Here is a 25369-nt window from a genome sequence, read left to right as displayed (position 1 = left end):
TATCGGCAGGTTTGAAGAAGGCGACTGAACGCAATAATCGACAGAGTAATTTCACATTGGGTCCCCAGAAAGAGACCCGGCTCTTCGTCCTCGTGATGTCCGCCGCGCCGAGTCTCTGCCGCATATGGCGGTGCGGCGCTGCAACTTTTAGGACCCGCTAAATGAACGCAAGATGAACCAGTTTCGGCGCGCTTCTTTTGTGCTCAACCGTACCAAAACGGCGGTATTTGGCCTCGACTTCTATTCGTTTCTATTTTCTAAATGTGCGGGTCCTCTTCTAGCAGTTGAACAGGATTTGCCCACTTTTCTTGCCCCGCCAGCCATCAGGCGGGGCATTTTTTTGACCTGACGATCGGCATATTTGCTGCGGCCCCGGAAATATCCGCATCGACACTGGCGAGCGTATCTATCATGTCCCCGGTCAGAAGTTTTACGCCATAACCCGGATAGATCCTATTGACGGTGAGCGGTGGTTCTGCAGCGAGGCGGACGCTCGAGCTGCAGGATGGAGAAAGTCGAAACGGTAAAGGCTTGAGTACGCCCGTGCAGCGTGCCATGATCCTGTCGCCTATAAGGCACAGGTGTGATAAAACGTTGCATATTTTATCCGGTGGGACGCTGGCCAAGCCCCTCCCGCTGCCGGTGTAATCCTCAGAGCATCGGGCACCTGATTTCAACTGGTTAAATTCACTTCTCTGTGAGCGAGATTGAACGCGCGCAGTGAGCGTGCAATTGTTCTCGAGCCTACAAGGCAAGGGTGCGCTGAGACGCTCCTGTTCCCTATCGGATGAGTTCTCCAACCCCACTCATCGCCGTCGTGCGAATGCTATCGCCTGCGGCCACCCCACCTGTCGGTATGGCTTTGCGATGAACCAACAGGATTGAAACGACTATTTCAGCGTGCAATGATCCCCTCGCCTATAAGGCGCGGGCGTGGCAGTTATCGAGAAGTACTGTCTGACGGGTCATCCCTATCGACCTGTCGCCGGAGCGAGGGGCTTTGCTCCGGCCGCCCGATTGATACCCGGTTGCGGCGAGTTTCGTTGGCATGCGATTTCCTGAACGAAAATAAGCCGCGAACGAGATCGGCACATTGAATCGAATTGCACTTTGGCATGTGTGGTGTCTTTTTAAATTCGTTGTCGCTCAGACTGCCTTGCCAGGACAGAAACACTGCGACGGCAGGTCCTGGATGGCTCCAAAGCTTGCCGTCGCGGATGGGTTCTTCAGCATTTTGTGGTTACCGCATCTTTTCTCCCCGCTGGATGAACGCGCATCATCGCAGCATAATCCTCTCAACGACTAAGTGGCCGCCCGCGTTCAACAATTCGCACCCCTAATGAGGTCAACTCAGCGTATGATCGTTGCAGCTCGCGCCGCGTAAGCACCGCCTCCATGGCAAGGGCTTCCTCGTAACGAAAACCCTACAAATTGCCCGTTTTCTTGATCTTGACACTCCGAACAATAGTTTCCGGCTCCTCGACAATCCGCGTCTGGTCCACCACCTTATTGGGAAGTTGCTCGCCGTCATCCGTAAACTGGGCAAGAGTAACGGTCTCGTTTATCGCCGCCTGCTCCTTTTGGGCAAACCGTCTTCGTTCAGCACGGGCTCCAGAACGTCTTCAAAGACATCATTCCGTGCGTCGTAGCAGAATAGGCCGTATTTCGCCGCCTCGAGACCGCGCGCCGCGAAGCCAGCCGTCACCAACGCTGTTACTCCTTCGCATAGGAAACCCGCGCGAGGTAGTGGCGATGCTGAATGGGGGGCTCGTCCTCGGCATGCTTCGAAAGAAACGCGCTCATAAGTCCGCAGGCAGCAGGCAAGTAAATATCTGGGCCACCGTCTACACTCGATACCTTGCAAAAGGTCACAATCATGGATCGGCAGCATATGCCGATGACCAGCGGGAAAAATGTCAATCTCCAGATCGCTGGGGTAATTGCTCTTCCATCCGTCAAGCCGCACTGCCGAATGCACCCAACTCGGGATTATCGCGTTCGCAAAATGTTTCCATTGCGCCGCAAAATTCTAATGTGACGCAACCTGAAAGAGAACAAAACGTGATGCGCGCCTCTGTCGGGAAGCGAGGGACTTAATGACCGACCATTCCATGCTCTTCAGCGCGCCAATGATAGGCGCCGAGCGTGCCGGTATGCTGAGGATCTTACCAAGGCCGACACTTCGAAGCGGATGGACGAACTCAAACAGTCGCTTGACTTGGAATGATGCGTCGCCTCGGATCAAACTGTTAGCGTCGCGGCATGCAGCGCGACAACTAAGATGAGACGCATATGCCTCATCGGAGAATGCCCCCTGGTTCGGGTACTCGAGGATTGGTGCCCCCACTACCCCGGTTTCTACCTTTATTATACCAGCCGTCGGCAACTTCCCGCGACCTTGAGAGCTTTCGTGGATTTCGTAACGACCGCAGCAAGGCAACCATCCAAAGATCTCATTCTGCCCATCATGGGTTCGTGTGAATAGCCCCGAGATTTGTAGACGCCTTCTTTCCTAATTTTGAGGCAAGAAGAGCATCATGAGCAAATCGAATTTCAGCGAAGAGTTTAAGCGTGACGCGGTGCGCCAGATCACGGAGCGCGGCTATCCGGTTGCGGAGGTTTCGCAGCGGCTCGGGGTGAGCCAGCATTCGCTCTACGAATGGAAGAAGAAGTTTGCTGCGTCGAACGCCAAGGGCAACGACGAGGCCGAGGAGATCAGGCGGCTGAAGAAGGAATTGGCTCGCGTCACCGAGGAGCGAGATATCCTAAAAAACGATCACGGGCTTTGGTCCGCCTGTGCGCGGTAGAAACAGGTCGTGCTACGATCGCCGCCGGAGGGGAGTTGCCGACTGCTTATTGGAGGCCTTCGACCCCGTTAAAAAACGTGGCACATGGGCTGTTGCGTACTTGAGAGTGGTGACGCGGCTTCAGCAGCGATCCCGGTTAGGAAAATGACGAACTTGCGCGGCCCACCCCCTCCCCAAACAAAGGAGGAGAAGCCATGCCCAAGACAAGATCGTCAGCCCCGCAGAACCTCACCCGTGTGAATCCGGGCGCAGCCGCCATCGACATCGGGTCCACTATGCATATGGCGGCGGTCAATCCGGACAGTGACGACATGCCGATCCGCGCTTTCGGTACTTTCACTCATGACCTGCATGACCTTGCCACTTGGTTCCGTTCTTGTGGCGTCACGAGCGTGGCGATGGAGTCGACCGGCGTCTACTGGATACCGGCATTCGAGATTCTGGAGCAGCACGGATTTGAGGTGATCCTGGTGAATGCGCGTTATGCGAAGAACGTCCCCGGTCGGAAGACCGACGTCAACGATGCGGCATGGCTTCGCCAATTGCATTCCTATGGTCTGTTACGCGGAAGCTTTCGGCCGACCGAACAGGTCGCAACATTGCGTGCTTATCTGCGCCAACGAGAAAGGCTAGTCGAGTATGCGGCAGCCCATATCCAGCACATGCAGAAAGCTCTGATGGAGATGAACCTCCAGCTCCACCATGTCGTCTCCGACATCACCGGCGTGACGGGTATGAAGATCATCCGAGAGATCGTTTCCGGCGAGCGCGATCCCGACGTCCTGGCTTCTTTGCGTGATGTTCGTTGCCACGCGTCTGTCGAAACAATCAAAGCATCGCTGATCGGCAACGATCGTGATGAGCATGTGTTTGCTCTTTCCCAGTCACTGGAGCTCTATGACTTCTATCAATTGAAGATGCTCGAATGCGACCGCAAGCTGGAAACGGCGATTGCCACGATGACTGCGAAAGTCGAAGTGCCGCTCGCGCCACTGCCAAAAATCCGGACGAAGACCAAGCAGACAAATGCACCATCCTTTGATGTCCGGGCCGCTCTATACGGCCTTACGGGCACAGACCTGACGCAAATCCACGGTCTCGGCTCCTCGCTCGTCCTCAAGCTCATCGGTGAATGCGGAACGGATCTGCGGGCATGGCCAACCGCCAAACACTTTACTTCATGGCTTTGTCTCGCACCTGGCAATAAGATCTCGGGAGGCAAAGTGCTATCGTCGCGAACTCGTCGATCGTCCAGTCGAGCGGCAGCATTGTTGCGATTGGCCGCAACCACGATCGGGCGAAGCGACACTGCCCTTGGCGCGTTTTACCGGCGGCTATCCGGGCGCATTGGAAAGCAGAAGGCCGTGACGGCGACGGCGCGTAAGATTGCGGTCCTTTTCTACAATGCGCTGCGATTTGGAATGATCTATCGCAATCCAGGTGCTGCCGCTTATGATGAGCGGCATCGCGATAGGGTTTTGGCAAATCTGCAGCGACGCGCCCGGTCTCTAGGCTTCCAGTTGAAACCCATGATTGCCGAGACGAGTGTTTCTTAGGAAGCGGCCGCGTATTTCGCCAGAGATGCAAAGTGAAGTACGCGTCCATTGCCCTGCATCGCTTGCAGTTTTCGGTGCGGACGATGTGCCGCCTTCTGCGGGTTCATCCGAGCGGATTTTATGCCTGGCTGAAGAACCCGCTGAGCAGGCGAGCCAGTGAGGACAAGCGACAGACCGCTCTGCTCCTGAAGGCATGGGAAGAGAGCGGCAAGGTCTACGGTTATCGCAAGCTGCACGACGACCTTCTCGATCAGGGCGAGATGTGCTGCCCGAACCGGGTTTCCCGGTTGACCCGCCTTGCCGGGATCAAAGCGCAGATTGGCTACAAGCGCCGTCCCGGCATCCACGGCGGCAGGCCTTCGGTCGTCATCGACAACACGCTCGACCGGCAATTCGACGTGACGGCTCCAGACACTACTTGGGTGACGGACATCACCTACATCCGAACCTGCGAGGGCTTCGCCTATCTCGCCGTTGTCATCGACCTCTATTCGCGCCGTGTGATCGGTTGGGCAATGCAGAGCCGCCAAACCACCGATGTCGTTCTACAGGCTCTGCTTATGGCCGTGTGGCGACGCAAGCCGAAGGAAAAGGTGCTAATCCACTCGGATCAGGGTTCGCAGTTCACCAGCATGGACTGGGCCTCGTTCCTTAGGCATCACAATCTGGTTCACTCGATGAGCCGACGCGGCAACTGCCATGACAATGCGGTGGCCGAGAGCTTCTTCAATCTTCTGAAGCGAGAGCGGATACGTCGCAGGGTCTACCGTTCACGCGATGAAGCTCGCCAGGATGTGTTCGACTACATCGAGATGTTCTACAATCCGAAACGCAAGCACGTCAGAAACGGGATGTTGCCGCCCGTCGAGTTCGAGAAGCAGCAGAAAATCTAACCCGAGGGTGTCTACGAAACTCGGGGCTATTCAGCATTGTTGTTTTCTTATCGCCAAGCCCAAGGGTGATTGGGCGTCAATGAAGCAGAAAAATCAAGCGGCCATCGGCGGATCATGAAACTCCGCGAGAGGTCTGGAATGCACCATCAAAACCGCGAATCGATTCGAAGCCGCCAGATAACCGCTGGCATTCTGGTCGGGTTGAAGCTGATTGCGCAGCCTCTGGTCACCTGAATCGTCGCCGGCCCGGCGCTGGGCCTGCCGCCTGCTACGACCCACACCGCCGTTGTTCTCGCCGCCCTCCCGACCGGGACCGGGTCGGCTTGCCTTTGCGCTTGTGATCCCGAGGATTTTTCTGGATATCGGCCAGCTCAAAGAATTTCCGACGCGAATGGGCATGGCAAAAGGCAAAGGTGATCGGCACCGTCTTTGTCTCGGCGACAGCGAGCGGCTCGAAGCCATTGTAGCAGTCGCTCTGTAGAATACCGCCATACTCGGCCAAGTGCTTCTGGGGATGTTCGCCGGCCGGTCACTCGACGCATAATAGATCGCCGCCGGCGCAGCCGCTTCGCCGAACGGCTGGTCGTCCCGGATGTAGGTCCATATTCGCCCGGTTACGCATTTGCCCTTGGCCTGGATCGGGATGGTCGTGTCGTCACCATGCAATCGCTCGGCTCCGAAGACATGCTTCTCGATCAGGTCTTAGACCGGCATTAGGGCCGCCGTTCCAAATCCGACCTGATCGGCCGGCGTCGAGGTCGACAGGTCTAGGCCTCACTTTTGAACCTTGTGCTCTGGCGGTTCAGCAGACTGTGCATCGCAAATTTGTCGAAGACGATCGTCGCCAGCAGATGCGGACCGATGAAGCCGCGCAGCGTGGCATGCGACGACCGTGCGGTCGCGCCGGGAATGGTGCTGGCGTCTGGCTGATCGCCTCACAGTCACGGCACGTGAACTTTTCCCGCACCGTCTCGATCACCTTGAACCGGCGCGGAATCTCCTCGAGCGTCTCGGTGACGTCCTCGCCCAGCTTCGACAGGCGTGAACCACCACAGCAGGCGCAAGTCGTCGGCGGCTCGATGACGATACGTTCGCGCTCGATATCGTCCGGCCATGGCTTGCGCACCGGCCGTTTGCGCGTGAACGAACGTACGCTCGACGTTCTGGCGGCAGCAGCCTGGGCCGCCACTTCATCCTCCGTCGCGGCCATCACGAATTCTTAGAGCTGTAATTCCATCTGGTCGATCAGACGCGCCGTGCGCTCAGAGCGCTGGCCTCGCAACTCGCGCCTGAGCTTCTCGATCTTCAATTCCAGAGCAACGATCAGCGCCTCGTTGTCAGTGAGCATCGCCTGCGCATTGGCGGCTTCCGCTACTGCGATAACGTGTTTAGCCTGCAAGGCTTCATGCTCGCCAAGCAGCGCCAGGTAAGCGCCTACAACATCCGCAGGAAGATCGACGGGCTTTGAGATCATGAAGCCATTCGATGAGATTTCTCCCGTATTTTCAATTGAATAATGCTAGCCGACCTTCATTGGACGAAAGGTTTCCTGCGGATGGCACCAATCAATTCCGGACAGCAAATAAGAAAGCTGCGCAGCCGATATCGCGATTGCGCCGCCCTCCGCAGACGGCCAGACGAACCGGCCGCGGTCCAACTTTTTTGTAAAAAGGCAGCTCCCCTGGCCGTCACTCCAGATCACTTTTATCAGCGATCCGCTGCGACTGCGGAACACAAAAGATTGCCGTCCAGAGGGTTCAGTTTCAGCACCTCCTGCACCCGCAATGCAAGCGATGGAAACCCACACCGCATGTCGGTATGGCCCGTTGCAATCCACACCCGCACATTTTGACCGGAAGGAAGCGTGATCACCGCAACGTCTCCAGACCCCGCATGATCCGCAGCAGCGCTTCAATATCGACGCTGCCGTCCACGATCACACGACGGCCGTTCGCCGCAACAATCTCCACGCGGCCGGAAGGAGACGCCACCGGATGCTCCATCGCAGCAGGGGGAGTGACCTGCTTCACCGGCACAAAAGCTTCCGGCATCACGAACGCCGGCACAAAATCATCGCTTTGTTTCTGGCCGTGCAAACCCTGGCGAACCGATTTGCGCCACCGGTTTAACAGGGAGCGGCTGATGCCGTACGGGCCGTGGCCGACACCCGGCCTCTCCCCGCAAAGCTTTCTGCGACAATCCGCAGCTTCTCATCCTCACTAAAGCGACGCCGCCGACCGGTGTTGATCACCTCAATACGGCTCACCCGAGACCCGCTGTCCCCTTCAAAAACCTCCATCTGTCCAACTGTCCTTATGCCTGGGAATAAGGACAGGGTCTGAACAGTTTTACTCAATATTCAAAGGCGGTCCCTCTCGGACGTATACGACCACTTTGCCGTTGCCTCCCTTCCGTTAAGTTTACGATGCCCTGTGACGCTGGATCTGCACGACATCCAGGGGACGGTTCTTCGCAACCTGAGGCGGATAGTGCCGCGGATTGCTTCCGCGGCCGACTGGGACAATCCACGGTAGAATGCGTAGATCGGCGTTGTCTTCTCGTATTTAAAACGGTCAACGACAGGCATGGGCACCCTGCCGGAAATCTGCTTCTCGAAGAGGCGGCTCAGCGCCTAAAGGAAAATACAAGGCGAGGGACATCACGTTCAGGATCGGCGATGACGAGTTCATCATATATATGCCGGGCGCGACATCTCCCGCATGCTCGGCTGTGGCGGCACGCATCATCGAATGCATAGCGGCCCTTCGATCTTTCAGATGGCCTGACCGTAGAGGTCGGCTCCAGCGCTGGAAGCACATGCTTCAACGAGGCGTCACAATCTGCATCACTGATCCTGAAGGCAGCAGATGACGCTCTTTATAGGGCCAGAGCTGCCGGAAAACGGCGCCATGTCCACGCAGTCTGAAGTGAGCGGTCAAATTGCCCGGGCTTGGGGACAATCTTTGTACCAGCACAGATCGACCACGCATAAATCGAAAACCAGTCTGTGCGGAATGAAACATTTCATGGGCCATCATCTGTAGTCGAATGTAAGGCGCTCGGCAAATTAAGGGAAACCACCAGGCCCGTTGGAAGCCAGGACCGACTAACATCGCCGCCCACTGACCTGACGAGTCGATCAACCATCTCGGTCCCGAAACCGCTCCGTGCAGGCGGCGCGGAAATCAACGGGCCTCCCTTTTCTGTCCAAAGTAGTCGAAGATCAGAGCCGTCTATAATGTGTGCGATGACAACCCTGCCGGCGTCGGTAGACAATGCACCGTGTTTCACGGAGTTCGTCGCGAGTTCGTGCAAAAACAGCGCCAAGATCGTCATCATTTCCGGACGCAGATATCCTTTGTCGCCCGATAATTGGCAACGCGCTCCGTACGGTTCCAGGACAGACCGAAGGACACTTTCAAGTTCCGGCCCTTTCCCGGCTTGGCCGCCATCATCGGTTGACGAGAAGACTGCCTCAGAGGCGCGGGCCAAAGCTGCAAGTTTATCTCGAAAGATCATCGCCAAAGCCGCCTGGTCACCTTTTACGTTCGCTTCCTTTTCGGCAATCACCATCAACCCCGCGACAACCGAAAACAGGTTCTTGATCCTGTGCCGCATCTCTGCCGCGACCAGTTTCTGCCGCTCGATCGCTTTTTCCCGCTCCTGCTCGAGCAGGGTCTGGGCCGTTACATCCCGTGACACGCACAGGATGGACAGGACCTCCCCCGCTTGATCGACCAATGGCGTCAGCAAATTGTCCCAATAGATTGTTCCCTGGGGAAAGACGCTCCTGCCCGGAAAGCGAGCGGTCCGCCCCATGGCTGCGTCATGCAAGGCTTTGAGCCCGAGGGGATGTACGTCTGGCGGCAAAAGCGGCAACCAGTCCATCCCGAACCCGGACCCTTCCGCCACACCGAGGGCAACACACCCTGCCCTGTTCATGGTCAGCAACTTGCCTTTTGGCGACAGGACCTTGATACAATCCGGCGTCGCATCAAGCATCATCTTCTGCACGTCAGAGAATAGGGGCGCCGCTCCGGGATCTTCACCCAGAGGGAGGAGGCGTGCGTAAGCTTCCGACGCTGTTTCCATACGGTTTGACCTTGGGCGGCCCTTCAAGGGCAAGTAGGTGACCTGAGCTGAATTTTTTTATTGTCTTTAAAAGAGGGTGCGGAATTCATCTTAATGCCCCTCAAATTGGCAAAGGATTTGAAGCGGCTGGTGTATGACAATTGTTGTTGGATCGAAGGGCAATGTCGGCGGCCGAAACAAATGCGATTGTTTCGACGCTCTCCAGCATCCTGGCAACGTGGGTTTCCGGGTTGTTGAGCAGATCCAACACCATCGTCGAATTGATCGGGCGAAGGGTGATCCTCTAAATCAGCGTCGGCGAGAGGCCAGCAGCGTGTTCACCGCCGGCTATGTCGCCGTCTGCGAGCAATTCCGCACGGTAAACCTGAGCGCCGGAGAGCGCCGCTTCACGGGGTTTCGCAGAAAGCAATTGCCGGTCCGAGGGCGAGCGCGAATCCATAAATCGTTAACCCTGCTTTCATGACTTCCTCTATCCGGTCGGATCAGGCAGGGCGACAAAAATCGCCCGCCTCAAACTTTCTGACGGCGACCGTTCTGTGCGATCCCACGTGAACCGGGATTGAACGACGGTAATCATTTGGCAGCGCGCAATTCCAGCCGTGTGACGCCGGCCGCGACATTGAGACCAGTCATGCCTTCCGCACTCAGCGGCTGCAGACCGAAGCTCCTGGCCGTTCCGCCGATCAGCGCGTTGGCCCCGAGGCCAACCCCGAGTGCCGCACTTGCCGATGCACCGACATAGGTTCCGGCCAACGCACCCTCCCCCGTCCCGCTCGGCTCCAGATTGAACACGACCCATTGGATATAGGATTTTCCGGTGATGCCGATATCGACGCCGAGCTTTCCGATCGTGCCGCTATAGCGTTCCGAAGGACCGCGAGCGCGGGCAAACCGGCATTCGACGTTCCTGCTCGAACCGATGAGCATGCCGATACCGCCGGCCACTTCGCAAGACAGCGTGCCGAGCCGCTGCTTCTGGCCGTTCGGCGGGCGCTTTGACTGGACAGTATCCTTGATCTTGGTCGCCTCGGTGGCGGACGCAGGAACTACGATCGCAAGGCAGACGGCAGCAGCCACACATGATACCAGTTTCATCCCTGTCTCCTTCATGCAGTCGATGGCTGCTTCTAGCGCCGTTTCCGCGCCGGCGTCATGACGCGCATGCATCACCTCATCTGATGCAGCCGTGTCTTTCGAGAAGAATTCAGTGATCCTAGCTTTTGTATCACCGCATGGATGTCTTGCGTCCTGCGGACCAACGAAACATCAAGGTGACACATCATGGACAAGGATCGTATCGAAGGCGCCGCCAAGCAGGTAAAGGGCTCCATAAAGGAGGCCGCCGGCAAGGTGACGGGCGACGGCAAGCTGGAGGCTGAGGGCAAGGCGGAGAAAGTTGCCGGCAAGGTCCAGAACGCCGTCGGCGGTGCCAAGGATGCCGCCCGGGATGCCCTCAAGAAGTGACGGCCAGGGGAGCGGTCGTCGCCGCTCCCTCTGACCTTTAAAATGAACAGGAAGAAAAACCATGCGGAATATCGTCATGACAGCCATGGCGTTGTCAGCTTTCTCGTTTCCCGCTTTCGCTCAGGTCGCAGCCCCTGCGACCGAGCCGCGGTTTACCACCGTTGAGGACAGTAATCTGCTCTCCTCGCGGCTAGTCGATCTCGACGTCACCAATGCCGCCGAAAAGACGATCGGACAAATCAAGGATATCGTCTTTGCGGCTGACGGCCAGGTGAAGGGCTACATCCTATCCATGGGCGGCTTCCTCGGTATGGGTGAGCATTATGTCGTCGTCGATCCAGCTTCTCTCGCCGTCAGCTTCGATACGGCCAGGGAAAAATGGCGAGCGACGATGAACACGACCGAGGATCAGCTCAAGGCCGCGCCCGCCTTCAAGTACGAAGGAAAGTGGAAGTCCTGAGAATCCTCGCGGGGCATGCGGCCATACGAGGTGGCGGCATGCCCCGACCTCGGGGCTTATGGACTTATGAGAACAGGGCGGCAGATGAACAGCGACATTCCGGATGAGGCGGTTCTGCGACAACAGGTGGACCGGCGTCAATTGCAGCAGATTATCGCTGGCCTTCGCGAGGGCATCCTGCTCATCGATCCGGTCGAAGGCATCGTCTGGGCCAATGAATGCGCGCTTGCCCTGCATGGCGTCGACGCCCTCGAGGGTTTGGGCACCACCGCCGCCGATTATCGTCAGCGTTTTGTCCTGAAATACCGAAATAATCACACGCTTGCGGACGATCAGTATCCGATCGACCGATTGCTGTCCGGCGAGACGTTTGACGGCGTCACCTACGAGGTGACGAAACGCTCTGAGGACGACGAAGAGCAATCGTGGCGCTGCGTGCATGAGGTCCGCGGTCACGCCCTGACCGATGCGCGCGGCAAGCCTGAATCGTACGTGATCGTCATTCTGGACATGACGGAGCGGTTCACGGCAGAAGAGCGCTTCGAGCGCACCTTCAACGCCAACCCGGCGCCTGCGATCATCTGTCGGCTAGCCGATCTGCGCTACGTCAAGGTCAACCAGGGTTTTCTGGAAATGACAGGTTACGTGCGAGAGGACGTGATCGGCCGATCGGCCTATGAACTGGATGTCCTCGAAAACGCGCCTGGCAAGGACAAAGCGATCGAGGCACTGCGTGACGGCCGCACCATCAGCCAGACTGAAGCTGTTCTGCGGTTGCCGGAAGGCGGGTCCAAATTTGTCGTCGTGGCTGGTCAACCCATCGAGATCGGTGAAGAACCCTGCATGCTGTTCACATTCATGGATATGGAACCGCGCCGGAAAGCCGAGGACGCGCTGCGCCAGAGCGAGGAGCGTTTCGCGCGATCGTTCAAGATGACACCGGTCCCGACCATGCTGTCGGCGCGCGACGGGCTGCGGCTGCTCGACGTCAACGACGCCTTCGTGGCCACCTTCGGTTTCGCCGAAGAGGAGATCGTCGGTAAGACCGGACCCGAACTGCCGATCTGGGTTAGTTCCATTGCGCGGCGACAGCTTGAGCACGAGGTCGAAAAAAGCCGCAGTCTGCGTAACTTCGAACTCCGGCTCAAAGTCAAGAACGAGGCCGTGTTGGATTGCATGCTGTCGGCCGAGACAGTTCTCATCCACGGTCAGGAATGCATCCTCACCGTCATCCAAGATATTACCGACCGTAAGCACTCGGAGATCGAGCTGATCACCGCAATCGAGACGGTCATGCATGATACCTCGTGGTTCAGCCGGACGGTGATCGAAAAACTCGCCAATCTGCGGCAGGGCGGCAAACGCAACGGCGCGGCGTCCGAACTCGCCGACCTGACCGATCGCGAGTTGGAAATTCTCGGGCTCATGTGCCAAGGCCTCAGCGACAAGGAGATTGTCGGCAAACTCGGCCTGACCCGCAATACGGTGCGCAACCACGTCGCGCGTATCTACACCAAGGCTGGCATCCATAGCCGGGCGTCCGCCATCGTCTGGGCCCGGGAACGCGGGGTGACTGGTGTCGAGGATGCTCGGCCGCCGCGCTCGGCCAGGCGTCGCTGATGCTAACGGTCGCGAGAATTGCCAGCCCGCAAAGTCGGGCCAACCCGAAACTATTCCTCGATCAACGGGAGAAGTCATGAGGATTTTCGATTGCGATCATTGCCGTCAGCCAGTCTATTTCGACAACCGGCAATGCGTCAGCTGTCACTCTCGGCTGGGGTTTCATCCTGCGAGACTCGCTGTGGTTGCACTGGAGCCAGTGAACGGAGACTTTTGGCGCCTCAGAGCGTCACCCGAAAAGCAGGTCCGGTTTTGCGCCAATTCCAACCTGGACATCTGCAACTGGCTGGCCGAACTTAACGACGAAAACGCATACTGCGTTGCCTGCCGTCACAATCGGCTGATCCCGAACACAGGCAACGATCAGGGCATCGAGCGTTGGCGCCGGATCAGTCAGGCGCAGCGACACTTGTTCTACTCCCTGTTGCGCTTGCGCCTGCCCCACCCGGATCGCCAGTCGGATCCCGCAGGCGGCTTGGTGTTTGATTTTCTCGAAGATCAAATCGCTGGCGACGGCTCTCTCATCCCGGCCATGACGGGACATGAGGAAGGTCTGATCGCCATAAGGGTTGCTGAGGCCGACGACGTGACCCGTGAGCAGGCGCGAGCCTCCATGGATGAGCCCTATCGGACGCTGCTTGGGCACTTCAGACATGAAGTTGGACACTTCATGTGGGATCGGCTGGTACGCGACCGGATCGAGGTCGACAGCTTTCGGACCCTGTTCGGAGACGAACGGGACGACTACGGGCAGGCGCTGCAGCGGCATTACGAACAAGGGCCGATCCTTGACTGGCAGGATAGCTTCATCTCCGCCTATGCGAGCGTGCACCCTTGGGAGGATTTTGCCGAGTGCTTTGCGCATTATCTTCATATCGTCGATACGCTGGAAACAGCTCGCAGCTACGGGATGAGCATCGATCCCCGCAATCACCAGGAAATGGCGGCGGAGATCGATTTCGACCCCTACCGGGCGAAGGACGCCGAACAGCTTTTGAAGGCATGGATACCAATCAGCCTGGCCATCAACGCGATCCAGCGGAGCATGGGACAGCCGGATTTCTATCCATTCGTTCTGACGCCGGTGGTTATCGCAAAGTTGGACTACCTCCATGATCTGCTTCATGGTGACATGTACCCTGTGTGTGCTGTTCAACACGATGCGAGCGGGCAAGCCTCCTGAAGGCCCCCTGATGCCCCCAGGCGATGAGAGAGAATTCATGGCACCCGATTTGATCAAGCAGACGCGAACGGCACTGTCCCAGCAGACCCCGGAAAACGATGAGGTGGAAACAGTCCACCTCCCTTCCGATCCCATCACCATCCTTCTGACAGTTCTAACGGTTCTCTCGCTCCTGTGGACCGCGTATGCGGCGGCCGAAATCATTCTTCCCATCGTGCTTGCGTTCGTCCTGAAACTGCTGTTCCAGCCGGGGATGCGTTTTCTCGAGCGCCTGAAGTTTCCGCGCAGCATCGCGGCGCTTACCCTCATTCTTCTTGTCTTCGGCGCCATTGTCGGGATTGGCGCCGCCGTTTCCGGCCCGGCTACTGAATGGGCCGCCAGACTGCCGGAAGGCGTTCCACGCCTGCAGCAGCGGTTGAGCTTTTTGAACGGGCCGATCAACGCTTTGAAAACATTTCTGCACCAACTCGGCGGCTATATGGGAACAGGAGAAACTGGCGGCGGAGGCAGCAGTCTTATCTCGGATATCGCGACCGGCGTCCTGACCGGCAGCACCCATTTCGCCGGCAGCTTTTTCGAGACCATTCTGATCCTCTTCTTCCTGCTCGTGTCCGGAGCCACCTTCCTGAAGCGAACCGTCGAGATCCTTCCGACATTCAAGGACAAGCGGCACGTTGTCGAGCTTTCTCTCGAGGTCGAGCGCAACATCTCCGCGTACCTCGTCACCATCACCGCGATGAATGCAGCGGTCGGGATCGCAACAGGTGTTGCCATGTGGGCATCCGGTCTCGGTGATCCGGTCCTCTGGGGCGTCGTTGCCTTCCTTCTGAATTACGTTCCGATCATGGGGCCGCTCGTTGGCATCGTTGTCTTTCTGTTGGCCGGCCTGCTTGTCATCGACACGTTGTGGTTCGCCCTTCTTCCGGCCGCGCTCTACCTCGTTATCCATGTGATCGAGGGCGAGATCGTCACGCCGATGCTGCTTGCGAGACGTTTCACCCTTAACCCGGTGCTTGTCATCATCGCGCTGATCTTCTGGTTCTGGATGTGGGGCGTGCCCGGAGCGATCCTCGCTGTACCGATGCTCGCGATCATCAAGATCGTCTGCGACGGTATTCGTCCACTCGCAGCGGTCGGCCATTTCCTCGAAGGCGGCGAGTAGTCGGCGTTTCGCCTGGGCGGGTAGGTCGACGACCCAATGAGCGCTGCGGGCGTTAATGTGGTCGCACTATCCGTTGAGGCTCTTGAGCACCTTTGCTCTCCACATGCGTACCGAAAGCTCACGCAGAATTTTGTATGCCTCTACCCCGGAACGCAAGCAAATGATAAGGTCTACTTGAAGGGAAGCTTAAGGCAGCGCTTGTAGATTTTTTTCTACGTCCAAAAATCCCGAAAGTGCGCGGAGGATTGTCTATTGCGGAGCGGCCTCGCCATCCCCGAACAGGCTATGGCCCGCTGGCGCGGGCTGCTGGAATGCCTTGCAGAGATTATGGGCGGCGATCTCGCACGTATCAGTCAGCTTCGCAGATCAATGTTTGACGTTTTGATCATGCATGTGGCCGATGAGGCGATCGACCCGGCTGACGACGTAGCGAGCCTTCCTGCCGGAGAAAACTTCCGCTCCACTGTTGTGGAGACGTGCTCGACCGTCATTGTCCCGGATCTCAATGACGAACCGAACGGGAGCGACCTCGCGGAGGCCTCTGTCGGCATACACTCCTATGTTGGCATGCCTCTGAGATGGCCGGATGGCTCGCTCTTTGGCGTGATCGAGATTCTTCGTCGCGAGCCGATGCAGCCGAGCGCAAAGCAGCTACGCCTGATGTCGCAGTTGCGGGATTCGGTAGAAGACGGACTTGCAACGATTGGCGTCGACTCCGGCTCTCCGCAACCCCTCTCCCGAATTCGTTCTTCGCGCGAGGAAGCGCTGCGCGTCAGCGAGGAGCGGTTTCGGCTGCTGGTCGACAACACACTCGACGATTTCTTTCTTCACGACATGACCGGCCGCTTTCTCGATGTGAATGACCGCGCCTGCAATAACCTGGGCTACAGTCGCGAGGAACTGCTGGGCATGCGAGCGGTCGATCTGTCGCTTGACCTCAATCAGGAGGAAAAGGAGGAAATCTGGAAGCGCATGCAGCCGGGAGCGGCGGTGACGGTGTTCTCGCACCATCGTCGCAAGGATGGCAGCATCTTTCCAGTCGAGGTGCGTTTGTCCTGCCATCTGATCGATGGGGAGAAGCTGTTCCTCGGTCTGGTGCGTGACATCACCGAGCGCGTCGAGGCGGAAGAGGCAATCCGGCGACTGAATTTTGAGTTGGAAGAGCGTGTGGCGGAAAGGACCCGTCAGTTACAGGAAACGGCGGACATCCTGCAATCGGTCACAGATAGTGCCACCGACGCGATCATGCTCAAGGACACGGAGGGCCGCTTTCTTATATTCAACAGGGCCGCCGAACGGGATTCTGGTTTCAGTGCGGCGGCGATCGCCGGCAAGACCGCCGCCGAGGTGTTCGGGGAAGAGCTCGGCAGTCGCATTACGGCAATCGAAAATCGGGTGCTGACGACGGGCGAGACGATCACGGTCGAAGAGACCTTGCCGATGAAGCACGGCCCGCGCACCTTTCTGAACACGCGCAGCCCGCGCCTTGATGCCGACGGCAAGGTCATTGGCATGGTTGCAATCTCGCGCGATATCACCGAGCGCAAGGCGGCCGAAAGCGAGCTGCGCATCGAGCGGGAACGGCTGGCGCTCGCCGCCCAGGTCGGTGGCCTCGGGATCTGGGACTACGACATCCAGAACGGTCGCCTCTATTGTGACCCGCACTGGTACCGGATTGTCGGTATTGACCCGACCGTGGCTCGAATTTCCTCGATCGAGGATTTCAGGCCATATATCCACCCTGACGATGTGGAACGGGCCACCGCGGTCGAAATGGCCACACTGGCCGATCTGATCAGTAGTGGGCGCAATTATGGTATCATTTTCCGCATCATCCGCCCGGGCGGCGAAATCCGCTGGGTCCGCTCGGCGGCATGCCTGATCGAAAAGGAAGGTGAACAGGCCACCCGGGCCATCGGGGTCGTCGTCGACATTACCGAAAATTATCTCGCCGAGGAAAAGCTGCAGCGGAGCTACCAGTCGCTGCGACAGGCAGAAAGATTGGCCCGTATTGGCTCTTGGAGACTCGATCTTTCGACAGGCCAGTTCTCAGCCTCGGAGATGCTCTACGAAATGAACGGCGCCGATCCGGACGGGCTGCCGCTCAGTCCCGATGATCTCAAGCACATGCTCACCACCGACAGTTACCGCCGCGTGGCACATGCGATCGAGACCTGCGCCAGAACCGGCGAGGCCTATGATGTCGACGCGGAGCATTTCCGACCCGACGGCACGGTCTTCGCCGTCCACATTCGCGGACAGGCGGAGCGCTCCGCCGATGGCCCGATCATCGCGCTGTCGGGAACCGTTCAGGATGTCAGCGAACGGGAGGAGGCGCGGGCGCAGCTCGCGGCGCTGACCGACAATGTGCCGAATAGTGCCATCTTCCGTGTCGTCCAGACTGATCACGATTATGCATTGACCTATTGCAGTGCCGGTATCGAAGGCCTTGTCGGCATCTCCGCCGACGCGATCGTCGCCGACCGCCGCGCGCTCTCGCAAGTCATCCACGAAGACGACCTTGGGCTCTATCGCGATCAGCTTCGCCATGCCTTAAAAACACGCCAGCCCGCCGACATAACCTTCCGCATTCGAAAGGGGAATGGCGAGATTGCCTGGATGCAGGCGCGTGCGGTACCCCGTGCCCAGAGTGACGGGACGGCGGTCTGGGATGGCATTATCCGCGACGTCACCGCTGAACGGCAAGCTGCCGACGCGCTGGCAGCGGCCAAGGCGAAGGCAGAGGCTGCCGAGCGCGCCAAAAGCGAATTTCTCGCCACGATGAGCCACGAAATCCGCACGCCGATGAATACGGTGATCGGCATGACACGGCTTGCCCTGCATACGGAGCTGACGGCCAAGCAGCGCAACTACTTGGAAAAGATCGATGCGTCTGCGAGAACGCTGCTCGCTATCATCAATGACATCCTCGATATCTCGAAGATCGAAGCCGGCAAGCTTGACCTGGAGGACACGGACTTCGCGCTCGACGCTGTCCTGGATACGGTGTCCACTGCCACGTCGATGCGTGCCGAGGAGAAACAGCTCGAGATCGTTTATGCCGTTGCCTCCAATGTGCCGCGAACGCTGAGGGGCGATCCGCTACGATTGTCGCAAATCCTGATCAATCTTGTCGGCAATGCCGTGAAGTTCACGCAGACGGGCGAGATTGTCGTCTCGGTGGGGCTGGGCGGAGAGGTCGGGCGGCCGATGCTGGTCGTTGCGGTGCGCGATACCGGCATTGGGCTTGACCCGGAGCAAACGTCCGGTCTGTTCAAACCGTTCTCCCAGGCCGATACGCGGACATCACGCCGATATGGCGGGACAGGGCTCGGATTGTCGATCTGCAAGCAGCTTGTCGAACAGATGGGCGGCTGGATCGGCGTGGAAAGCATACCGGGACAAGGGAGCACGTTTCGTTTCGCCATTCCGCTGCGCACTGCGATCGAGGATCGCTCCGGCGCTTCAACGGTAACGATTGGCGACCGTCGTGTTCTGATCGTCGACGACAGCGACAGTGCGCGCGAGACGCTCGCCGATATCGTCACATCCTTTGGCATGACCGCAACCTGCGTCGCCGGCGGCGCGGACGCTCTGGAAACGCTGCGCCTTGCCTCGCTCGCAGCGCGCCCATTCGACCTCGTGCTGATGGACTGGCGCATGCCGGGCATGGACGGATTGGAGGTGGCTCGACGTATCCGCGCCGATGAGCAAATCGGGCGTGTTCCCGCAATTCTGATGGTGACGGCTTTTGCGCGCGAGGAAATTATCAGCCAGGTTGATGCGCTGGAGTTGCAGGGATTGCTGATCAAGCCGGTGACGCATTCGATGATGTTCAACGCGCTTCAGCACGCTCTCGGCTCGGTCGGTCTTGGCTTGATGGTGTCAGCGAGCCAGACACCCGTGGCTGGGGATGTCGCCGACCTCCTGGCCGGACGCAGGGTGCTGGTCGTCGACGATAATGCTCTTAACCGGGAAGTGGCAGAGGATTTTCTCGTGCTGGCGGGCATGGTCGTCGATACGGCAGCGAGTGGCGCCGAGGCGCTGGAATATCTCGATCGCGCGTCGTACGACGCCCTGCTCATGGATATGCATATGCCCGAAATGGATGGGCTCGAGACAACGCGTCGCATCCGTGCCAATCCCTCCTGGTCGACATTGCCGGTGATTGCGCTGACGGCGCAGGCCCGCCTGGAAGATCGCGATGCCGTCACCGAGGCCGGCATGGTCGCGCATCTTACCAAGCCGATCGATGAAGCCGTGCTGTGCGGAACGCTTGCTGCGATATTCTCGGAACGCGAACCTCAGGCGGGCGGTGAATCGATGACCGAGGCCGACGACGCTTCGGTTGGGCCGCCTGATGTTGGACCGATCGACCTCAACCTCGCCCTCGAGCGTCTGGGTGGCCAAGGGGACAGGCTGGATCGTCTCTTGGTCGGGTTCCTGCGCGATTTCGCGGATATGCCGGGCCGGCTGCGAAGCGCCGCTGGTCAAGAGACCTGGCCACAGCTTGCCGAGCTTGTCCATCTGATCAAAGGCAGCGCCAGCTATCTCGGGGCGCGGCCGTTGACGGAGGCCGCCGAGGAGTTCGAGCAGGCAAACCGCGATAACAACGGTCCGACAATGACCGCGTCGCTGCAGGTATTCATCGAAAGGCTTGAGGATGTCCTAGACCGGGTCGGCGAAGCACGTCTCACCATGTCGGCACCATCATCCGCCGCCTCTTCAGCTCCCTGGACTGAAGCAAAAACACTCGCGGCCCGGATCGAACCCCTTCTTGAACGCGGCGACTATGCCGCCAGCGGCCTGCTCCGGGAACTGGCGGAATATCTGAAGGGCAGTGACCTGGAACCCCTGGTGGAAGAGGTCCGAACCTATTTCGACGATGTCGAGCTCGACGAAGCTTTGGACACGCACCGGCGCCTGCTGACCATGCTCACGCAGATGGAAGGGAGACAAACGACATGAGCGAGATCACCCGGCCCACAGTGCTCGTCGTGGACGATGAACGGATTAACCGCACGCTGCTGGCCGAGTTGCTGCAGGACGAGTGCCGGGTCGTCCTGGCCAAGGACGGCGCATCCGCTTTGCAACGGATCGCACAAGAAAAGATTACTCTCATTCTTCTCGATGCGATGATGCCGGACATGGACGGCTACGAAGTGCTGCGTCGCCTGATGACTAACGAAACCACGAGAGACATCGGCGTCATCTTTGTCACCGGGCAGGCGGACGAGGAGGACGAAGAGCGCGGTTTGAGGCTCGGCGCCGTGGATTACATTACTAAGCCGATACGTCCTCTGCTCGTCAGGGCGCGCGTTCGCAATCACCTGAAACTCGCCCTGCAACGCGAGGAACTGGAGCAACTGACCCTCCGTGACGAGCTGACCGGCATCACCAATCGCAGGGGTTTCGATCAGGCTTTCGACCTTGCCTGCCGCAATGCGGTGAAGGCAGGCGAGGCGCTTGGCCTGGCAATGATCGACGTCGATCACTTCAAGCTCTACAACGACCATTATGGCCATGCCGCCGGCGATGCGACGCTTCGACGGGTTGCAGCGGTTCTTGCCGGTGCTGGGCAACGCTCGTCAGACATCATTGCCCGTTACGGGGGCGAGGAATTCGCGCTTGTCACGCAACGTGCCGCCGACTTGCCTGCCCTGCTGGAGCGGGCGCGGACCTGTCTGGAAGACATGGAAATCGCCCATGCGGCGTCGCCAACAGCGGACTGGGTCACCATCAGCTGCGGCGGGGTGATCGCCGCGGCTGCCCACCTGAAGCAGCCGGACAAGCTGCTTCAGGAAGCCGACGGCGCACTGTACGAGGCCAAGCGTCAGGGACGAAACAGGACCGTGATCCGAGACATGCCGGTCGCCGTCCTGGTGTCGCATGCCGACCGAGCATAGCCTGGAGCTGATAATGTCACGAGCCCTGCGCCCTAATTCCGAAAATAAATCTGGATCGCAAGGCAAGACTTCGCGATGAGCGGACCGCAGCCCACTGTCCTCGTCGTTGATGACGAACGGCTGAACAGGGCGGCCCTGGCGGACCTCCTGCAGGACGATTACACCGTGCTGATCGCCAAGGACGGACCAGGCGCCCTCGAGCAAGCGCGCCGACATGCGACGGAGATCATGCTCATTCTTCTTGACATCTCCATGCCTGGCATGGACGGTTACGAGGTGTTGTCAGCGTTGAAGGCTGACGAACAGACAGCCGACATCATGGTGGTCTTCATCACCGCGCAAAGCTCGGCGGCTGACGAGGAACATGGCCTGAAGCTCGGTGCGGTCGATTACATTCATAAGCCGATCCGGCCGGCGATCGTCGGAAGGCGTGTTCGTAACCTTGTCGATCTGGCGCTCAGGAACCGCGCACTGAAGCGGCTCGTGCACCTCGCCGGTCTCGGTGAAGGCATCGTGCTCATCGAACCGAACGAAGGCATTGTCTGGGCGAATGAGAAAGCGCTTGCCCTTCATAACGTCTCAACGGTGCATGAACTTGGACAGACGCCGGACGGATATCGCGACCGATTTCTGCTTCGAAGCCTGGATGGTGACGACGTGAGCTCTCAGCACTATCCCCTTGCGCGTCTGCTTTCCGGGGAATGTTTTGACAACATGACCTTGGAGGCGCGAAGGCGAGACAACGTTTCCGAGGGAAGCTGGAGCTGCGTTCACGAAGTGCGGGGACAGGCTCTCGTGGATGCGCAGGGACACACGACATCCTTCGCACTCGTCATCCTCGATGTGACGGACCGCGTCAGGGCCGAGAAGCGTTTCGACCAAACCTTCGACACCGACCTTGCTCCGGCCGTCATCTGTAGGCTTTCCGATCTGCATTACGTGAGGGTCAACCAGAGTTTTCTCGATATGACAGGGCTGACGAACGAGGACGTCGTCGGCCGATCGATCTACACGCTGGACATTCTTGCACATGCGCCGAACAAGGCGGAGGCGATCGAAAATTTGCGCGCCGGCCATGCGATCGCGCGAACTGAAGCCAAGCTCCAATTGCGACGCGGCACTCGATCGGTGATCGTCGCGGGCCAGCCGATCGACGTTGGCGATGACCACTATATGCTGTTCACCTTTACCGATGTCGAACCAAGCCGAAAAGCCGAAGCCTCCCTGCGCCAAAGCGAGGAACGCTTCGTGCGAGCCTTCCGTCTGATGCCGATCCCGACCATTTTGGCGGTGCGCAAGGGCTTTCAGTTCCTGGATACCAACGACGCTTTCGTCTCGGTCTTCGGCTACACCGAGGCTGACGTGACCGCGAAGTCTAGGTCCACCTTGCCAATATGGGCCGAACCCCATGCAGCCTATCGGATCGAGCGTGAACTGGAAAAAACTGGGAGCCTGCGAAACATCGAGGTTCAGCTTATAACCAACCGGGGCGAAACCCTCGACTGCCTGCTTTCGGCAGAGACGTTGGAAATCGCTGAAGAACAATGTGCTCTGATCGTCATCCAGGACGTCAGCGAACGCATACGCTCGGAAGTCGAGTTGATGGCTGCGATCGAGACGGTTATGCAGGATGCGTCATGGTTCAGCCGCAGTATCATCGAGAAACTCGCAAACCTGCGCACGCGCAGCAGCCCGCGATCGCACATTGGCGAACTCGCGGATCTGACCGGTCGCGAGCTCGAAATCCTCGCGCTGATGTGCCGCGGCTTGAGCGATGGCGATATCGTCAAGGAGCTGGGCCTGACCCGCAATACCGTCCGCAACCACGTCGCGCGCATCTACGGCAAGGCCGATGTTCATAGCCGTGCCGCCGCGGTCGTCTGGGCGCGGGAGCGAGGATTTACGGGAGCGGATTACAAGCTTGCGCGGGCACCTCGATAAGCCATGGTCACGTGTCACTCGGACCGTCACTTGAAGCAGCTTGGCTGCGACCGCCTCAAGCCGTCGCTGTCGTCTGATCGTCGATACTTGCCCCTGGAGCATTTTTCTTGATCGACTCGATTGCGGCAATCGTAGAGGCTTTTGCCTTATCGCCCTCAGAACTGAACATCGCCTCGCTGTCCGAGACCCGGAAGCGGAACTCGCCACCCTTATCTTCGCAGATTTCAGAGCGATACATCTCCATTCCTTTCGTTTCGACGTTGAGACAGCGGCAGTCTTTCTTGTGGTCGCTTCCAGACGACATGCTCATCCCCGAAGCGGGCATTGTCCAGAGCTGGTTGCTCGATGCGCTGACCATGCTCAAGCTTCTGCCAGTGGCCAGGCAATGGCCTTGGGATATCGTACGCGTCGCACAGGCATGCGAGGCGCACGGGGTTGACGTGATAGTCACGAGCGATTTGCTTGAGTGGTTGTGACCAGACGAGATCGTAGAGTTTGAGACGCGTAAGTACGGGCATGACATGGTCATTTTCCATGCCGACATAGCGTGAGTCAATCGCGTTTCGCACGCGGACCGTGATCGTTGGAAGATAGAATCGGGCAACAGAAACGCCACTGACAGCGGAGCGCCATCATTCGCCAGAGCGGTCCGAGTGGCGCGAAATCTCTCTTGTACCTTTGCCTTTCCGGCCCAAATCCCAAACCCTTGAACCCGCTTTTGGCGGTTCTGCTGATCGGTCTGCATCATGTCATCTGATGCAGACCGATCTATCGCGCCATGTTCGGCTGGATACCATGGCAAACTTCAGGCACATCGGAGGAAACCCCATATTCATGATCGAGCCCACATCCGTCCCCGTCATGTCCGACACGCTGTGGCGCGTCGCTGCGATACAGGCAGCCATCGACTGCGATCCTCAGCTTGCCGGCGCGTCAGTCTCTGTCAGCAAGTTTGCGGGTGCGATCTGGCTTTCCGGGGCAGTCACAACCCCCAGCATGATCGATCGGGCTTTGGCAATCGCTGCTGAAATCTGCGACGCGTCGCTTCGTCACAGTCTGGTGATTGCTGCTGAGCCAAATGCGGGGCGCACGCAAAGCTGAAAACGTCATCCTCTATAATTTCAAAGCCAAAATTGAACGGAGACGAAATGGCGTCAAATCCCCTCGTTGTTCGAACACGATGAACTCACCCACGATCAAATCCGCAGCAAGCTGGAGGCTGCGGTAACCTCAGGCGCAAACTGGCCAGCCTTTCAGCCGATCGTGGACATCCGATCGGGCGCATTGGCTGGCTTCGAAGTCCTGGCATGCTGGACCGATCCGGTCCACGGTGAGATCGGGCCATCCGATTTCGTACCTCCGATCGAGGCGCACGGTTTGACCAGAATTCTGTCTCGCAGCCTCATGCAGCGCGCCTGCGAGACAGCTGTGTCCTGGCCAGGCGCTTTTTTCCTCGCATTCAACATCACACCGGACGAGCTGGTGGATACCGGTCTGACTACATGCATTGCGACGATAGCATCCAACACCGGCTTTCCGGTCGAGCGGATGGAAATCGAAGTGACCGAAGGATCGATCATATCGGAGGAAGCGGCCACGCATGAAACCTTGCGGACGTTGAACGCCATGGGAATTCATGTCGCGCTCGACGATTACGGGACCGGCTACTCGCGCCTAGCGCGCCTCGAGGCGTTTCCGTTCTGAGGCTCAAGATCGACACCCCTTTCGTGCCGGGCTTCGATCAGGATGACCGCAAGCGCCGCATCGTCTCCGCGGTTATTGGACTTGGACAGAGCCTCGACATCCCACCGTGGCCAAGGGCCTAGAGACCGAGGCCGAGCAGTCGGTCTCAAGGATTTTGAATGCGTGTATGCGCAACGATGGCTTCATGGCAAAGGAATGTCTACGCAAGAGACCGATGACTTTATCAGGCAGCGCGCCGTTGTGCCGCGACAGGCCGCGCTGCTCGACGGCTCGCCTTTCCAGCAGTTGCACCAACTCCGGACCCTTTATGATCAGGCACCTGTCGGTCTGTTTCCTCGATCTCCAGTACCGACACGTGCGCGCCAACGATTTGTTCGCCCGCATGCATGGTCTGACCGGCGAAGAATTGCGGGGTAAGAATGTCTATGACGTCATGAAGGGGGAGACGCTGGCGTGTTGGTTTCCGCGCAGAACTGAGCCGGTTTTTCCACCGAGAAGTGAGCCACCTCTGAGTATGGTTTTCTGATCAGGGTTTGGTCAAGGGATTGGCCTTTTCTCCTCTCTTCTGTGCCACTGCGGCC

General features: G+C 58.5%; 15 protein-coding genes and 6 pseudogenes. 15 read left to right on the top strand and 6 right to left on the bottom strand.

Going from position 1 to position 25369, the window contains the following annotated elements:
* Nucleotides 1–2299: 2299 nt before the first annotated feature.
* The 3 pseudogenes from GR212_RS37915 to GR212_RS37910 form a co-directional block, all read left to right on the top strand.
* Nucleotides 2300–2485 (top strand): annotated as a pseudogene (locus GR212_RS37915) (hypothetical protein); the annotation flags it as partial.
* Nucleotides 2486–2537: 52 nt separating this feature from the next.
* Nucleotides 2538–2771 (top strand): annotated as a pseudogene (locus GR212_RS35655) (transposase); the annotation flags it as partial.
* A 230-nt stretch (nucleotides 2772–3001) separates the two neighbouring features.
* Nucleotides 3002–5256, top strand: a pseudogene (locus tag GR212_RS37910) (IS3 family transposase).
* 319 nt (nucleotides 5257–5575) lie between these two features.
* Here GR212_RS37910 and tnpC read toward each other — a convergent pair.
* The 3 pseudogenes from tnpC to tnpA all read right to left on the bottom strand — a co-directional run.
* A pseudogene (tnpC, locus tag GR212_RS35635) lies at nucleotides 5576–6730 on the bottom strand (IS66 family transposase); the annotation flags it as partial.
* Nucleotides 6731–6775: 45 nt separating this feature from the next.
* Nucleotides 6776–7095, bottom strand: a pseudogene (tnpB, locus tag GR212_RS37670) (IS66 family insertion sequence element accessory protein TnpB).
* Between the two features lie 29 nt (nucleotides 7096–7124).
* Nucleotides 7125–7555: pseudogene (tnpA, locus tag GR212_RS35625) on the bottom strand (IS66-like element accessory protein TnpA).
* A gap of 126 nt (nucleotides 7556–7681) precedes the next feature.
* On the opposite strand from tnpA, the gene GR212_RS37905 reads away from it, so the two are divergent.
* On the top strand, nucleotides 7682–8014 hold the full coding sequence (locus GR212_RS37905; RefSeq protein WP_163994656.1) for a diguanylate cyclase domain-containing protein: 333 nt from the start codon (nucleotides 7682–7684) through the stop codon (nucleotides 8012–8014).
* Between the two features lie 266 nt (nucleotides 8015–8280).
* Here the strand turns inward: GR212_RS37905 and GR212_RS35615 are convergent, their stop codons facing one another.
* Nucleotides 8281–9348: a PAS domain-containing protein gene (locus GR212_RS35615; RefSeq protein ID WP_163994642.1), complete on the bottom strand. Its 1068-nt coding sequence runs from the start codon at nucleotides 9346–9348 to the stop codon at nucleotides 8281–8283.
* A gap of 133 nt (nucleotides 9349–9481) precedes the next feature.
* Here GR212_RS35615 and GR212_RS35610 point away from each other — a divergent pair, with 133 nt between their 5' ends.
* Complete coding sequence (locus tag GR212_RS35610; RefSeq protein WP_163994638.1) at nucleotides 9482–9811, top strand: hypothetical protein; 330 nt, start codon at nucleotides 9482–9484, stop codon at nucleotides 9809–9811.
* 110 nt (nucleotides 9812–9921) lie between these two features.
* Here the strand turns inward: GR212_RS35610 and GR212_RS35605 are convergent, their stop codons facing one another.
* A complete protein-coding gene (locus GR212_RS35605; protein WP_163994635.1) occupies nucleotides 9922–10443 on the bottom strand; it encodes a DUF992 domain-containing protein in 522 nt (173 codons plus the stop codon).
* 186 nt (nucleotides 10444–10629) lie between these two features.
* On the opposite strand from GR212_RS35605, the gene GR212_RS35600 reads away from it, so the two are divergent.
* The 8 genes from GR212_RS35600 (at nucleotide 10630) to GR212_RS35565 (ending at nucleotide 23084) form a co-directional block, all read left to right on the top strand.
* Entirely contained in the window at nucleotides 10630–10812 is a 183-nt protein-coding gene (locus GR212_RS35600) for a CsbD family protein (RefSeq protein WP_163994632.1), read from the top strand.
* Between the two features lie 61 nt (nucleotides 10813–10873).
* Complete coding sequence (locus tag GR212_RS35595) at nucleotides 10874–11272, top strand: PRC-barrel domain-containing protein (protein WP_163994629.1); 399 nt, start codon at nucleotides 10874–10876, stop codon at nucleotides 11270–11272.
* 84 nt (nucleotides 11273–11356) lie between these two features.
* Complete coding sequence (locus tag GR212_RS35590; RefSeq protein WP_163994627.1) at nucleotides 11357–12892, top strand: helix-turn-helix transcriptional regulator; 1536 nt, start codon at nucleotides 11357–11359, stop codon at nucleotides 12890–12892.
* Nucleotides 12893–12968: 76 nt separating this feature from the next.
* Nucleotides 12969–14075, top strand: a complete 1107-nt coding sequence (locus GR212_RS35585) for a zinc-binding metallopeptidase family protein (RefSeq protein WP_163994624.1) — start codon at nucleotides 12969–12971, stop codon at nucleotides 14073–14075.
* Between the two features lie 37 nt (nucleotides 14076–14112).
* Entirely contained in the window at nucleotides 14113–15237 is a 1125-nt protein-coding gene (locus GR212_RS35580; RefSeq protein ID WP_163994621.1) for an AI-2E family transporter, read from the top strand.
* Between the two features lie 285 nt (nucleotides 15238–15522).
* Nucleotides 15523–20205 (top strand): PAS domain S-box protein, encoded by a 4683-nt coding sequence (locus GR212_RS35575; protein WP_348643599.1) that lies wholly within the window; start codon nucleotides 15523–15525, stop codon nucleotides 20203–20205.
* Nucleotides 20202–21143, top strand: coding sequence for a diguanylate cyclase (locus tag GR212_RS35570; RefSeq protein WP_163994616.1), 942 nt, complete (start codon nucleotides 20202–20204; stop codon nucleotides 21141–21143). Before GR212_RS35575 ends, GR212_RS35570 begins: the two co-directional genes overlap by 4 nt.
* Before the next feature lie 75 nt (nucleotides 21144–21218).
* Nucleotides 21219–23084, top strand: a complete 1866-nt coding sequence (locus GR212_RS35565) for a PAS domain S-box protein (protein WP_246726227.1) — start codon at nucleotides 21219–21221, stop codon at nucleotides 23082–23084.
* A 55-nt stretch (nucleotides 23085–23139) separates the two neighbouring features.
* On the opposite strand, the gene GR212_RS35560 is transcribed toward GR212_RS35565, so the two are convergent.
* On the bottom strand, nucleotides 23140–23322 hold the full coding sequence (locus tag GR212_RS35560) for a YegP family protein (RefSeq protein WP_163994661.1): 183 nt from the start codon (nucleotides 23320–23322) through the stop codon (nucleotides 23140–23142).
* 596 nt (nucleotides 23323–23918) lie between these two features.
* Here GR212_RS35560 and GR212_RS35555 point away from each other — a divergent pair.
* Both GR212_RS35555 and GR212_RS35550 read left to right on the top strand, forming a co-directional pair.
* Complete coding sequence (locus GR212_RS35555; protein WP_163994615.1) at nucleotides 23919–24185, top strand: BON domain-containing protein; 267 nt, start codon at nucleotides 23919–23921, stop codon at nucleotides 24183–24185.
* Between the two features lie 66 nt (nucleotides 24186–24251).
* Nucleotides 24252–24788, top strand: a complete 537-nt coding sequence (locus tag GR212_RS35550; RefSeq protein WP_163994613.1) for an EAL domain-containing protein — start codon at nucleotides 24252–24254, stop codon at nucleotides 24786–24788.
* The last annotated feature ends 581 nt before the right edge of the window (nucleotides 24789–25369 follow it).

Source organism: Martinezella lusitana, from assembly GCF_010668395.1.
GTDB lineage: Bacteria > Pseudomonadota > Alphaproteobacteria > Rhizobiales > Rhizobiaceae > Rhizobium > Rhizobium lusitanum_A.
The sequence above is the reverse complement of the archived record's forward strand: the minus strand, read 5'-3'. Positions and strand labels throughout refer to the sequence as shown.